Origin of the sequence: Stappia sp. (genome assembly GCF_965276915.1) — a bacterium.
Classification (GTDB): Bacteria; Pseudomonadota; Alphaproteobacteria; order Rhizobiales; family Stappiaceae; genus Stappia.
Window position 1 is genome coordinate 127,173 of record NZ_OZ255709.1, and the last position, 13,515, is coordinate 140,687.

Consider the following 13,515-nt stretch of genomic DNA (forward strand, 5'->3'; position numbering starts at 1 on the left):
CTGCCTGAGCCCGTCTGCACCCGACGGGCTTTCCCGTATAATTGCCCGGATACGCGTCCGGCAGCGCGGCGCTGCCCGGGCGCTACGCTCCCTCCCTGATACAAGACGCAAGGTCCCGCGCCAAGCGCGACGGCATTGCCCTTGTCAAAAAGGATTCCAGGTCGGCTGCTGCGTGAACTTCAGATAGCCGACATTGACCCCAAGCCGGGCGCCGACGCCGGCCCGCACCGGAACCACGTAGACGTCGTGGTTGGACAGCACCGTCATGCCGAAACCGCCGATCAGATACGCCGAGCCGTTGACGCCCACATAGCGCCGGTAGATCGCCGAAGTGTCCGGCAGATTGTAGACCAGCATCATCACACGGGCACCGTCGCCGCCGATGTCCCATCCGAACGAGGGTCCCTGCCAGAACACCTTGTGCGTGCCGGCATTGCGGGTGAAGAGCTGTCCCTCGCCGTAGCGCGCCCCGGCCAGCAGCGCGCCCGAGCCTTCCTCGCCGAGAATATAGCCGTTCGGCTGGCCGTATTGCTGTACGGCGCGCTCGACGACCGAGGCAAGACCGCCGGAAATCTGGCCGAAGAAGCGATGCCCCGCGCCGACCAGTTCGTCCTGGCTGTACTGTTCCGGCTGCTGTGCCGTGGCTGGCGACACCGCGCTTGCAAGGCCCAGCACGATGGCGACCGCCGGCACGAGTGCCGCGCGTGCGCTTCTGCGAATGACATTGGCAAGGCGGACGGAAAGGGCTGATATCATCTCGGTCTGGTCCTTCGCAGGTAGGTGGCCCCGATTGCGTTCCCGGGCGCATGGTCATGGCGCCTCCGGTTGCGGAGGCAGGGTCTCCCGGTCCGCTCCGGGCGGTGACAGCCGGCGGTTCCCGTCGACCTTGCGGAAGATCTGCGGTTGCCCGCCGGCCCGGGATGCGGGCACAGTCACATGCCTTTCGGGCGTCAGGACTGATTCGATGTCAGAGTGTAGTCGAAATCGGAAGAGATTATGGTCGACCACCTTGGCCCGGCTCGCGCTCGCGTCATGGCTCGCCCTTGCCGCTCCGCAACTGGCAGCAGCCCTCGACTACGCCACGGACCCCGTCAGCGGCTATGCGCTCGGCGGCAATGATCCGGTCGCCTACTTCATCGACAGGAAGCCCCGGCGCGGGCAACAGAAACACGAGCTGCGCTGGGGCGATACCGTCTGGATGTTCGTCAATGAGGGCAACCGCGCGGCCTTCGAAAAGGCCCCGCGGATCTACGCACCCCATCTGACAGGCTGCGACCCGACCGCGCTTGCCGGCGGTTTCGTCACCATCGGAAATCCGGCGATCTTTGCCCTTCATGACGGCCGCCTGCTTCTGTTTCACTCCGAAATCAATCGCTTCCTCTTCCTCGCCGACCCGCAAACGCTGCTTGATACCGCGCGCGACGCTGCCGTGCGGCTGGGCTGTGCCCGGTAAATCGCGGCCAACTGCCCCCGGTGACCGGGTTTGCGCCGGCGCCACCGCTTGGCAGTGCGGGACGAGGAGTGTAACCCTTTCGCAAATCCGCGAATCGCGCAGGACTGCCATTTGGAACGACCGACGCCACGCCCGCCTAAGGACGACCGCATGACCGCCATCGACGAACTCAGCGCCCTGGACCTGGCCGCCCTCGTGGCGAGCCGCGTCTGCCACGACATCATCTCCCCCGTCGGCGCCATTACCAATGGCCTCGAGGTTCTCGATGAAGAGGACAACGAGGACATGAAGGACTTCGCCATGGACCTGATCCGCAAGAGCGCGCGGCAGGCCTCGGCCAAGCTCCAGTTCGCCCGCCTTGCCTTTGGCGCGGCCGGGTCCGCCGGCGCCGAGATCGACCTGGGCGATGCCCACTCGGTCGCCGCCGGTTTCCTTGCCAACGAAAAGGCCGATCTCGACTGGCAGGTTCCCCGCCTCCTGATGGCGAAGAACAGGGTCAAGTTGCTGCTCAACCTTATTCTTCTCGCCAACCAGTGCGTTCCCCGTGGCGGACTGATCACCGTCAGCATGGACGGCGAGGCACAGTCGCCCACCTTCCGGTTGAAAGTAACAGGATCAACAACCAAGGTTCCCGCCCTCGTTCTTGACATGACATCCGGCAAGGAACCCGAGAGAATCGACGCTCACACCGTCCAGCCGGTCTACGCGGTCTTGCTGGCTCGGGAGTCGGGCATGGATTTAGAAGTCGTTAAGGAAGATGATGGGGTGAAAATTACTGCATCGTCAGCAGGATAAACTGACTTCAAAGGCCATCGTTCCGTTTCAGTCTATCTTAACTGTTTAAGACGCATGCTCACTGGCAGGGATGGGTTGCCCGGACACAACGTCCGGGTCGTGTACCAGTAACCAGTCGGGTGAGTTTGGCCATGGACGACTTGCTTAGCGAGTTCCTCACAGAAACGAACGAGAGCCTGGACGTCGTCGACGTCGAGCTCGTCAAGTTCGAACAAGAACCGAATAACGCGAAGATTCTCGATAACGTCTTCCGTCTCGTCCATACGATCAAGGGCACCTGCGGTTTCCTCGGTCTGCCCCGGCTTGAGGCTCTCGCCCATGCCGGCGAGACCCTGATGGGCAAGTTCCGCGACGGCGCCAAGGTGACGCCCGATGCGGTGTCTCTCATTCTGTCGTCGATCGACCGCATCAAGGAGATCCTCGCCGATCTCGAGGCGGCCGGCGGTGCCGAGCCCGAGGGCAGCGACGACGATCTGATTTCCGAGCTCGAGCGCATGTCGCTCTCCGCCGACACCACCGGTGGCAAGGCTGCGGCGCCGACCGCCGAGGACGAGGCGATGGCGCGCGGCGAGTTGGTCGAGCAGGTGCTCGAACGCCCCCTGCGCCCCGGCGAGGTCTCGCTTGACGATCTCGAGCGTGCCTTCCGCGAAGCCGAGTGCGAAGTCGACCTTCCGGTTTCGGATCCGGTCTCCGATCTCGACGCGGCCGAACTTGCCGCCGACGCGGAGATCGAGGCCGAAACGGCCCCTGCCCCGGCTCTCGCAGTCAAGGCCCGCGCCCGCGGTGGCGAGACCGTCGCCCGCGAGCCGGCCGAGAAGGGCGAGAAGAAGGCATCCGTGTCGAGCCAGTCGATCCGTGTTGCGGTCGAAACGCTCGAACACCTGATGACGATGGTCTCCGAGCTGGTCCTCACCCGAAACCAGCTGCTCGAGATCTCCCGTCGCCACGAGGATTCCGAATTCAAGGTGCCGTTGCAGCGCCTGTCCAACGTCACGGCCGAGCTGCAGGAAGGCGTCATGAAGACGCGCATGCAGCCGATCGGCAATGCCTGGCAGAAGCTGCCGCGCATCGTGCGCGACCTCAGCCAGGAGCTCGACAAGCCGATCGAGCTGGAGATGATTGGCGCCGAGACCGAGCTCGACCGTCAGGTGCTGGAGCTGATCAAGGATCCGCTCACCCACATGATCCGCAACTCCGCCGACCACGGCCTGGAGATGCCGAGCGACCGCAAGGCCGCCGGCAAGACGGAGAAGGGCACGATCACGCTGTCCGCCTATCATGAAGGCGGTCACATCATCATCGAGGTCAAGGACGACGGTCGCGGCATCGATGTCGACCGCGTCAGGGCCAAGGTGCTGGAGCGCGGGCTGGCCTCCGAGGCCGAGCTCGACAAGATGACGGATCAGCAGATCCACAAATACATCTTCCACGCCGGCTTCTCGACCGCCCAGAACATCACCAGCGTCTCGGGCCGCGGCGTCGGCATGGACGTGGTCCGCAACAATGTCGAGTTGATCGGCGGGTCGATCGACCTGCGCTCGACCCCCGGTCGCGGTTCCAGCTTCATCATCAAGATCCCGCTGACGCTGGCCATTGTCTCTGCGCTGATCGTCGAGGCCGGTGGCGACCGTTTCGCGATCCCTCAGCTTTCCGTGGTCGAGCTCGTTCGCGTGCAGTCGAATTCCGAGCACCGGATCGAGCGCATCAAGGACACGCCTGTCCTGCGCCTGCGCAACAAGCTGCTGCCGCTGGTCCACATGTCGCACCTGCTCGGCTTCGACGGACCTGACGGCGAGACGGAGATCGAGGCCGACACCGGTTTCATCGTCGTCATGCAGGTTGGCAGCCAGACCTTCGGCGTTGTCGTCGACGGCGTCTTCCACACCGAGGAAATCGTCGTCAAGCCGATGTCGACGATGCTGCGCAACCTGACCATGTTCTCCGGCAACACCATTCTGGGTGACGGCGCGGTGATCATGATCATCGACCCGAACGGTGTCGCTTCGGCCATGGCAAGCCATGCCTCCAGCGTCGTCGCCGAAGGCGAGCGCAAGGAGGCCGAGGCAGCGATGACCTCCGCCATCGACGGCCAGTCGAGCGTATCCATGCTGCTCTTCCGCGCCGGTTCGCCCGAGCCCAAGGCCGTGCCGCTGTCGCTGGTCACCCGTCTGGAGGAATTCGATGTCTCCAAGATCGAGCATTCCAACGGTCGCGACCTGGTGCAGTATCGCGGCGCGCTGATGCCGCTGGTCTATATCGACCCCTCGCAGGCGCATCGCGGCGAAGGCACCCAGCCGATGCTGGTCTTCTCCGATGCCGGGCGTTCGATGGGCCTCGTGGTCGACGAGATCGTCGACATCGTCGAGGATCGCATGAACATCGAGGTCGGATCCGACCGCGCCGGCGTCCTCGGCTCGGCCGTCATCAAGGACAAGGCAACCGAGATCATCGATCTTGGCTACTACCTGCCGCAGGCCTTCGAGGACTGGTTCATGCGCAAGGAGATGGACATCGCCGCGCTGACCAAGAAGGTCCTTCTGGTCGACGACAGCGCCTTCTTCCGCAACATGCTGACGCCGGTTCTCAAGGCCGCCGGCTACGACGTGACCGCCTGCACCGGCGCCAACCAGGCGTTCGAGCTGCTGGAAAACGGCGACCGCTTCCAGGCCATCGTCAGCGACATCGAGATGCCGGAAATCAACGGCTTCGAGTTCTGCGAGGCGCTTCGTCGCGATCCGCGCTTCCGCAAGATGCCGATCCTCGCCCTGTCGGCGGTCGTCTCGCCGGCCTCGATCGAGCGCGGACGCCAGGCAGGTTTCGACGATTATGTGGCGAAATTCGACCGTCCGGGGCTGATCGCCTCGCTCAAGGATCTCTTCGCCGGTGAAATGGGGATTGCGGCATGAAGCACAATGACAACCTCGCGGCCGGTATCGACGATACCATCCAGTATGTGACGGTCATCATCGGCGGCCAGCTTTTCGGCCTCCCGATCAGCCAGGTGCACGACGTCTTCGTTCCCGAGAGCGTCACCCGCGTGCCGCTCGCGGCGCCGGAAGTCGCCGGCGTGCTCAACCTGCGCGGCCGCATCGTCACCGCCATCGACATGCGCAAGCGCCTGCACCTGCCCAACCGGGACGGAAATGCCCAGGTCATGGCAGTCGGGATCGAGCACAAGGGCGAAAGCTACGGCCTGGTCATCGACCAGGTGGGCGAAGTGCTCCGCCTGTCGGGCGACTCGATGGAGGCCAATCCGTCCAACCTCGACAAGCGCTGGGCCGAGATCTCGGGCGGTGTCCATCGCCTCGACGGCAAGCTGATGATCATCCTCGATGTCGCCCGCCTGTTCGGCGCGATGGTTTCTGAGCCGCTGGCGGCCGCCTGAGGCGCGCGCGTTGGAACGAAATGCCGATCTACGGCACTCGGGAGCAAATGAAATGAAACACTGTCTCGTCGTCGACGATTCCAGCGTGATCCGCAAGGTGGCCCGACGCATCCTGGAAGATCTCTCCTTCGAGATCTCCGAGGCGGAAGACGGCCTCAAGGCCCTCACGGCCTGCCGCGAGCGGATGCCCGACGCGATCCTTCTCGACTGGAACATGCCGGAAATGGACGGCCTGGAATTCCTGCTGTCGTTGCGCAAGGAAGACGGCGGCAACAAGCCGATCGTCGTCTTCTGCACGACCGAGAACGATGTGGCGCACATCACCCGCGCAATGCGGGCTGGCGCCAATGAGTACATCATGAAGCCTTTCGACAAGGACATCGTGGAAGCGAAGTTCCAGGAAGCCGGGCTGCTGTAACCCCTTACGGGACATGTCAAGATGATCGCCAGTTCTACAGCGCCGGCCCCCCGGGACGGTGCACGGGCAGACTGTGTCCGCGTCATGGTGGTGGACGATTCCGTCGTCATTCGCGGGCTTCTGAGCCGCTGGGTCGAAGCAGATCCGGCGCTCCAGCTGGTCGCGTCCCATCGGAACGGCCGGCTCGCCGTCGAGGACATCGAGCGCAGCAATCCTGATGTCGTCGTGCTCGACATCGAGATGCCGGAGATGGACGGGCTGACCGCCCTTCCCCTGATGCTCTGGAAAAAGCGCGACCTGATCGTCGTGATGGCCTCCACGCTGACGAGGCGCAATGCCGAGATCAGCCTGCGGGCCCTGTCGCTGGGCGCGCAGGACTATGTGCCCAAGCCGGAATCCTCCAGCGAGGTCACCACCTCCGTCGACTTCCGCCGCGAATTGATCGAGAAGGTCAAGGCGCTCGGGCAGCGCAGGCGTGCGAGCGGCGGCTTCGGCGGTCGCCAGATGCGCGCCCAGACGGCTGCCGGACAGACCATCTCGCAGGGCCCCGTGTCGCGCGCAGCGACCGCCTCCGCCGGCTACAGCCGCCTTGCCGCGGCACCGGCCCAGGCTGCCGCGCCGGCCCTGAAGACACGCCCCTATTCGAGCGTCCGCCCGCGCATCGTCGCCATCGGCTCCTCGACCGGCGGACCGCAGGCGCTGCAGCAGGTGTTCACCGACATCGGCACCGCCATTCGCGAGGTGCCGGTCGTCGTCACCCAGCACATGCCGCCGACCTTCACCGCGATCCTGGCCGAGCACATCGCCAAGGCCGCGCTCCGGCCGGCCAAGGAAGCAGCGGATGGCGAGGTGCTGAAGCCCGGTCACATCTACGTGGCGCCGGGCGGGTTGCACATGACCATCGTCAAGGATGGCGGCCAGCCGGTCGCCCGCCTGACCGACAGCGCGCCGGTGAATTTCTGCAAGCCTGCCGTCGATCCCCTGTTCGACAGCGTGGCCAAGGTCTACGGCTCCGCTGTCCTGGCGGTGGTGCTGACCGGCATGGGCCATGATGGCGCCGCCGGAATTCGCACCATCTCGGCCGGTGGCGGCAGCGTCATCGCCCAGGACGAGGCGACGAGCGTCGTGTGGGGGATGCCGGGAGCGGCGGCCCAGACCGGATTGTGTTGCGATATTCTGCCAATCACCCGGATTGGGCCGAAAATCGCCGGATTGTTGAGTGGAGGCCTCAGGTGATTGCGTCCCAGTTCGAGTATCTCAAGCAGTACCTGAAGGCGAAGTCCGGATTGGTGCTCACCAACGAGAAACAGTACCTGGTCGAGAGCCGGCTCCTGCCGGTGGCTCGCCGGCACGGCCATGCCGGGCTTTCCGAACTCGTCCAGGCGATGCAGAAGCCGGGCTCCACCCAGATCTGCTCCGACGTGGTCGAGGCGATGACCACCAACGAGAGCTTCTTCTTCCGTGACGGAACGCCCTTCCAGCACTTCAAGGAAGTGATGCTTCCGGCGATGCTGAAGGCGCGTGCCGACCGCCGCACGATCCGCATCTGGTGCGCTGCTGCCTCCACCGGCCAGGAACCCTATTCGCTGGCGATCTGCCTGAAGGAAGCCGCGGCAAAGCTTGCCGGCTTCCGCGTCGAGATCATCGGCACGGACCTGTCCAACGAGGTTCTGGAGAAGGCGAAGAACGGCATCTACAGCCAGTTCGAGGTGCAGCGCGGCCTGCCGATCCAGATGCTGCTCAAATACTTCACCCAAAAGGGCGATCTTTGGCAGGTCAATCCCGAGCTGCGTTCAATGGTGCAGTGGCGCAAGCTGAACCTTCTGGAGAATTTCTCCTCGCTCGGGTCCTTCGACATCGTCTACTGCCGCAACGTGCTGATCTACTTCGACCAGCCGACCAAGGTCGATGTGCTGCAGCGGATGGCGAAGCAGTTGCCCTCCGACGGCTATCTTGTGCTCGGCGCGGCGGAGACAGTCGTCGGCCTCACCGATGCCTTCCGGCCGGTGCAGGACCTGCGCGGTCTCTACCAGACCGCCGCCGCCGGTGCCCAGGGCGTTGTCCGCCCCCGTTTCCAGGTCGCCGGCTGAGAAGACCGGCCACCTGCTTCTGCAACGATCCAGCCCCGCCTGCGTGACCTCGCGCCGGCGGGGTTTTTGATTCGCTCCATGCCGGCGGGCAGGGCCGCTCCCGTCACGTCGCGCGGTGTCGAACCGATATACGCATCCGCTTCAGGAACTTCGGCGCGAGCGCTGCGCGCAAAACTACGGAAAGGCAACTGAAGGGAGGGGGAAGTTCATCGCATCGCACCATGTCGGTGCCGCGTCTTCCGTCATGCCGGCCGGCTCGCCTCCCGCGCGCTGCGGAAAGGAATGGCACCCCCAAGGGGACTCGAACCCCTGTTTCCGCCGTGAGAGGGCGGCGTCCTAGACCGCTAGACGATGGGGGCATCGGCTGGTCTTCGACGAAGAGCCGCGTAAATAGAACGCCCGAACGGGGAATGCAAGCCCCATTTCAGCCCTCACCTGTGGAGATCTTCCGTGCGTGCGCTCGCCGCTCCCCGCGCGAGGCGGAAAACCGCCACGTGTTACTGCGCGACGAAAACCGTTTCGCCCAGCACACGGCCGGTTGCGGCATCCAGATAGAGAAGCTTGCTCTGCACCCCGGAACGCACCAGCAGGATCAGCCGGTCGTCGGCCTGCGCCATGCCCTCCACCCGGCCGTCCTTGCCGATCGCGACGGTAGCGGCTATATCGCTGGCATCCGGACGCGTGCCGCCTTCGGACAGCTTGTAGACGATCGCCGCCAGCACTGCCAGGAAACCGAGCACCATCACGAGGCTCGAAACCGCCAGCAGCCGCTTGAGCTTGACCTGGACCCGCTCCATCGCGGGGTCTAGCGGAGCCTCCTGGTCGCGTTCGTCGTCCATAGCCGGATGTGTCATGTCAATGTCCAATGAAGATGCAAGCGACGCGGATGCCGTCGCAATGAAGACCGTTGTCGTTGCGGAGGAAGATGCGGGCATCAGGCTCGATGCCTGCCTTGCACGCCATCTGGCAGAACTCAGCCGGAACCGCCTCCAGACATTGATCCGCCAGGGCCGGGTCCGTGTCGACGGGCGGACCATAGTCGAGCCGAAATACCGGGTCAATTCGGGCGAGGCCTTGATGCTCGACATGCCCGAACCGGACGTTGCCGAGCCCGAACCCGAGGCAATCCCGCTTGCCGTCGTCTTCGAGGATGACGAGTTGATCGTTATCGACAAGCCGGCCGGCCTTGTCGTCCATCCCGGTCCCGGCAACTGGAGCGGCACAATGGTCAACGCCCTGCTTCACCATTGCGGCGACAGCCTGTCCGGCGTCGGCGGGGTCAAGCGGCCGGGCATCGTCCACCGGCTCGACAAGGACACCAGCGGTTTGCTCGTGGTCGCCAAGACCGACCGCGCGCATCAGGGCCTTGCCGCGCAATTCGCCGATCATGGCCGCACCGGACCGCTGGAACGGGAATACACCGCCCTTGTCTGGGGCGCGCCGATGCAGCTGCGCGGCACGGTCGACGCCGATCTCGCCCGCTCCGCCGCCAACCGCCAGAAGATCGCCGTGACCAAGTCCGGCGGGCGCAACGCCATCACCCACTGGCAGGTGCGAGAGCGCTTCGGCCCCATGGGTGCGGCTCCGCTGGCAGCGCTGATGACCTGCCGCCTGGAAACCGGGCGCACCCATCAGATCCGCGTTCACATGTCCCATATCGGCCATCCGCTCATCGGCGATGCCGACTACGGGGCGCATTTCAAGACCAAGTCGGCGCGCCTGCCCGAAGACATCCGCGCCGTCGTCGACGCCTTCCCTCGCCAGGCCCTGCATGCCGGCCTGCTGGCCTTCGCCCATCCGGTGAGTGGCGAGACGCTGCGCTTCGAAAGTCCGCTGCCCGAGGACCTGGCCGGCCTGATCGGCGCAATCCGGACAATCCCTGCCACATAATTTCGAGGATCAGGCCCTGATATTGTCGAAATGACACCTATATTGGGGGTTCGGCGTGCCGTCAGGGCGCCGGAACATGGATGCCCGGCGAGGGTCCGGGGCGGCGACGGCCGCGTCGGTCCGGAGGGATCGTTAGGGAGAAAGGCTGCTTCATGGCCCAGAACATACCGATGCTGAGTTCCGGAGAAGGCGGCCTCAGCCGCTACCTGGACGAAATCCGGCGGTTTCCGATGCTGGAGCCGCAGGAAGAATACATGCTCGCCAAGCGCTACAAGGAGCATGACGACCCGCGCGCGGCCGAACGGCTGGTGACTTCGCATCTGCGCCTCGTCGCCAAGATCGCCATGGGATATCGCGGCTACGGCCTGCCGATTTCCGAGGTTGTCTCCGAGGGCAATGTCGGCCTCATGCAGGCGGTCAAACGCTTCGAGCCGGACAAGGGCTTCCGCCTCGCCACCTACGCCATGTGGTGGATCAAGGCGGCGATCCAGGAATACATCCTGCGCTCCTGGTCGCTGGTGAAGATGGGAACGACCGCCAACCAGAAGCGGCTGTTCTTCAATCTCCGCCGTCTCAAGGGCAAGATCCAGGCACTTGACGAGGGCGACCTGCGGCCCGAGCACGTCACCCAGATCGCCACCAAGCTCGGCGTCTCCGAGGAAGAGGTCGTGTCGATGAACCGGCGCCTTGCCGGCGATGCCTCGCTCAACGCGCCGATCCGCGCGGAAGCCGACAGCGGTGGTGAGTGGCAGGACTGGCTCGTCGACGAGAGCGACAGCCAGGAAGCGGTCTTTGCCCGCCAGGAGGAACTCGACCAGCGGCGCAAGCTGCTTGGCGACGCGATGGACGTGCTCAACGAACGCGAGCGGCGAATTTTCGAGGCCCGGCGCCTGTCGGAGGACCCGATCACGCTGGAGGACCTGTCGAGCGAGTTCGGCGTCAGCCGGGAGCGCGTCCGCCAGATCGAGGTACGCGCCTTCGAGAAGGTGCAAAAGGCGGTGAAGCGCGGCGCTCGTGAACTGGAGCAGCCGGCGGCGCAGCTCGCCGACCAGCGCTGAGCCAGGCAGCACCGGCGCGCTGCCGTCCGGACCGCCGGGATCCGGCGGGCGGGCGTCCTGCCCGCAACCGACCCGCCGGTTAGCTGCAACCGGATGCTTTTCCCTTTTTCCCACCCGTGCTCTAACCTTGCCCGGACGGTCGGTGCGACAAAGCGCTGCCCGGCCGCGGTCAGGAACAAGGGGCGAGGGGAACCATGCGCATCACCCGACGCAAGCATCTGTTGGTGGCAAGTGTCGCGTGCTTCTTTCTCCTCTTGGTAACCGCTCTGCGGGCCTTCGATCCCGGCTTCGTCTCCTCCATCCGTCTCCTCGGTTTCGACGGCTACCAGCGCTTCTGGCCAAGGGAGCAGGGAGAGTTTCCGGTCCGCATCGTCGATATCGACGAGCGTTCGCTCGCCGTCCACGGTCAATGGCCCTGGCGACGCGACATGCTGGCCAAGCTCACCGAGGCTCTTGCGGACATGGGAGCGGCTGCGATCGCCTATGACGTGATCTTCGCCGAGCCCGACCGCCTGTCGCCGCATCGCTACGTGCCCGACCTTGATCTCGGCGGCGATATCACCGCTGCCAGTCTCGCCGGAAAGCTGCCCGACACGGACAAGGTGTTCGCGGCCGCCATCGCCGAGGCGCCGGTGGTCCTTGGCTACGCCGTGCTTCCCGACGCCAGCGGCGGAAAACCACCGGTGAAAGCCGGTGTTTCCTACGCCGGAAGCGACCCTGTCGCCAGCGTGCCGGCCTTCGCCTCGACGCTGAACAGCCTGACCGTCCTGGAGGCGCCTGCCGCCGGCTCGGGCGGCGTCAGCCTGTCGAGCCGCGACACGGCCGGCATCGTGCGCCGCATCCCGATGGTCTTCACCGACGGCAAGACGCTTTTCCCAAGCCTCGTCATGGAGGCCCTGCGCGTTGCGCAAGGGGCCAGCGGCTTTATTGTACGCTCCTCGGATGCCAGCGGGGAGATCGATGTCGGCACAGCGGGAGTGACCGACATCAAGGTCGGTGCCATTCCCTTCCCGACCACCGCGCAAGGGGAATTCTGGGTCTATTTCAACGAGGATCGGGCCGACCGCTACGTCTCCGTCGCTGATGTGCTCGACCCTGCCAGGCGGGCTGAAACCGTCGCGCTGATCGAGGGGCACGTTGTTTTCGTCGGCACCTCCTCGGTTGGCCTCTACGATATTCGGGCAACGCCGCTGGGTGATCTGGTGCCCGGCGTTTCCGTCCATGCCCAGGCAGCGGAACAGATCCTCGCCGGCACCTTCCTGAGCCGGCCGGACTGGGCCGACGGCACAGAGGTCATCGTTACCTTCGTGCTCGGCCTGATCGTCATCGCCCTCGTTCTCAGCCTCGGTTCCATCTGGGCGGCAGCCATCGGCGGCGTCATCGCCTTCGGCCTCTACGCCGGCGCCATCCATCTCTTCCGCACGGAGGGATTGCTCCTCGATCCCGTCTATCCGACCGCTGTCAATCTCTTCGTCGTCTATGCGGCGGCGACCGCCCTGCTCTACTTCCTGACCGAACGGGAAAAGCGCTTCGTGCGCGCCGCCTTCGGCCAGTATCTGGCGCCCGAGATGGTCAAGCGGCTGGAGACGGCGCCGGATTCGCTCAAGCTCGGCGGCGAAATGCGCGACATGACCATCCTGTTCATGGACGTGCGCGGCTTCACGCCGATCTCCGAGCAGCTCACCCCGACCGACCTCGTCGCCTTCCTCAACGCGCTCCTGTCACCGCTGTCCGACGAGATCCAGAACCGCGACGGCACCATCGCAAGTATATCGGCGACAGCATCATGGCCTTCTGGAATGCCCCCATGGATGTCGAGGCCCACGCCGCACAGGCTTGCCGGGCGGCGCTGGAGATGGTCCGCATCACCGAGCGCCTGAACGCCGAGGACGCCTTCGGCTTTCGCGCCCGCGATCTGCCGATCCAGTCGGTGCGCATCGGCGTCGGTCTCAACACGGGCGAGGCCTGTGTCGGCAACATGGGGTCCAACCGCCGCTTCAACTATTCGGTGATCGGCGATGCGGTGAATGTCGCGGCCCGGATCGAATCGAGCTGCAAGGCGGTCGGCGCCGATTGCGTCGTCTCCGAAGACACGGCACGCGCGGCGCCCGACTTTGCCTTCCTCGAGGCCGGCGCGATCCCGCTAAAGGGCAAGAGCGTGCCGATCAAGCTTTTCGCGCTCGTTGGCGAGCCGGACTATGCCGCAGGCACCGCCTTCCAGACCCTTGCCCGGGCCCATGCGCAAATGGTCGCGGCCATCGATGGCGGGGACCGGGCCGGTGCCCTTGCCGGCCTCAAGGACTGCCGCGCCAAGGCGCCGTCCCGTCTTGCCGACTTCTATGACCGCTTTCAGGAGCGCATCGAGGCGTTGCCGGCAACGGCCCCTGCCTGATCCTGTCGGCGGGGAAAGCGACCCTGCCGGCGTC

Annotated in this window: 13 protein-coding genes and 1 tRNA gene; 11 read left to right on the forward strand and 3 right to left on the reverse strand. The window is 65.1% G+C overall.

Features of this window, described 5'->3' with window-relative positions; translation table 11 throughout:
* Positions 1-144: 144 nt before the first annotated feature.
* Complete coding sequence (locus ACQY46_RS00565; protein WP_428698389.1) at positions 145-756, reverse strand: DUF1134 domain-containing protein; 612 nt, start codon at positions 754-756, stop codon at positions 145-147.
* A gap of 208 nt (positions 757-964) precedes the next feature.
* Here ACQY46_RS00565 and ACQY46_RS00570 point away from each other — a divergent pair, with 208 nt between their 5' ends.
* From ACQY46_RS00570 to ACQY46_RS00600, 7 genes are all read left to right on the forward strand, one after another.
* Positions 965-1,453, forward strand: a complete 489-nt coding sequence (locus ACQY46_RS00570; protein WP_428698390.1) for a YHS domain-containing (seleno)protein — start codon at positions 965-967, stop codon at positions 1,451-1,453.
* Between the two features lie 150 nt (positions 1,454-1,603).
* Entirely contained in the window at positions 1,604-2,248 is a 645-nt protein-coding gene (gene chpT, locus ACQY46_RS00575; protein ID WP_428698391.1) for a histidine phosphotransferase ChpT, read from the forward strand.
* Between the two features lie 131 nt (positions 2,249-2,379).
* Positions 2,380-5,154 carry a hybrid sensor histidine kinase/response regulator gene (locus tag ACQY46_RS00580; protein WP_428698392.1) on the forward strand — a complete coding sequence of 925 codons (2,775 nt, stop codon included), beginning with the start codon at positions 2,380-2,382 and terminating at the stop codon, positions 5,152-5,154.
* Positions 5,151-5,633, forward strand: a complete 483-nt coding sequence (locus tag ACQY46_RS00585) for a chemotaxis protein CheW (protein WP_428698393.1) — start codon at positions 5,151-5,153, stop codon at positions 5,631-5,633. The genes ACQY46_RS00580 and ACQY46_RS00585 overlap by 4 nt, the downstream gene beginning before the upstream one ends.
* A 52-nt stretch (positions 5,634-5,685) precedes the next feature.
* Positions 5,686-6,051, forward strand: coding sequence for a response regulator (locus ACQY46_RS00590; protein WP_306029069.1), 366 nt, complete (start codon positions 5,686-5,688; stop codon positions 6,049-6,051).
* A 21-nt stretch (positions 6,052-6,072) separates the two neighbouring features.
* On the forward strand, positions 6,073-7,287 hold the full coding sequence (locus tag ACQY46_RS00595; protein WP_428698394.1) for a protein-glutamate methylesterase/protein-glutamine glutaminase: 1,215 nt from the start codon (positions 6,073-6,075) through the stop codon (positions 7,285-7,287).
* A complete protein-coding gene (locus tag ACQY46_RS00600; RefSeq protein WP_428698395.1) occupies positions 7,284-8,141 on the forward strand; it encodes a CheR family methyltransferase in 858 nt (285 codons plus the stop codon). The genes ACQY46_RS00595 and ACQY46_RS00600 overlap by 4 nt, the downstream gene beginning before the upstream one ends.
* 283 nt (positions 8,142-8,424) lie before the next feature.
* Here the strand turns inward: ACQY46_RS00600 and ACQY46_RS00605 are convergent.
* Both ACQY46_RS00605 and ACQY46_RS00610 read right to left on the reverse strand, forming a co-directional pair.
* Positions 8,425-8,500: transfer RNA gene (locus ACQY46_RS00605), tRNA-Glu, on the reverse strand.
* 138 nt (positions 8,501-8,638) lie between these two features.
* Positions 8,639-8,995 (reverse strand): hypothetical protein, encoded by a 357-nt coding sequence (locus tag ACQY46_RS00610; protein WP_428698396.1) that lies wholly within the window; start codon positions 8,993-8,995, stop codon positions 8,639-8,641.
* Between ACQY46_RS00610 and ACQY46_RS00615 the strand changes: the two genes are divergently transcribed.
* From ACQY46_RS00615 to ACQY46_RS00630, 4 genes are all read left to right on the forward strand, one after another.
* Positions 8,994-10,031: an RluA family pseudouridine synthase gene (locus ACQY46_RS00615; RefSeq protein WP_428698397.1), complete on the forward strand. Its 1,038-nt coding sequence runs from the start codon at positions 8,994-8,996 to the stop codon at positions 10,029-10,031. The genes ACQY46_RS00610 and ACQY46_RS00615 overlap by 2 nt on opposite strands.
* A gap of 152 nt (positions 10,032-10,183) precedes the next feature.
* Complete coding sequence (gene rpoH, locus ACQY46_RS00620; RefSeq protein WP_306029073.1) at positions 10,184-11,089, forward strand: RNA polymerase sigma factor RpoH; 906 nt, start codon at positions 10,184-10,186, stop codon at positions 11,087-11,089.
* A gap of 194 nt (positions 11,090-11,283) precedes the next feature.
* Positions 11,284-12,969 (forward strand): CHASE2 domain-containing protein, encoded by a 1,686-nt coding sequence (locus ACQY46_RS00625; RefSeq protein ID WP_428698398.1) that lies wholly within the window; start codon positions 11,284-11,286, stop codon positions 12,967-12,969.
* On the forward strand, positions 12,897-13,481 hold the full coding sequence (locus ACQY46_RS00630) for an adenylate/guanylate cyclase domain-containing protein (RefSeq protein WP_428698399.1): 585 nt from the start codon (positions 12,897-12,899) through the stop codon (positions 13,479-13,481). Before ACQY46_RS00625 ends, ACQY46_RS00630 begins: the two co-directional genes overlap by 73 nt.
* The last annotated feature ends 34 nt before the right edge of the window (positions 13,482-13,515 follow it).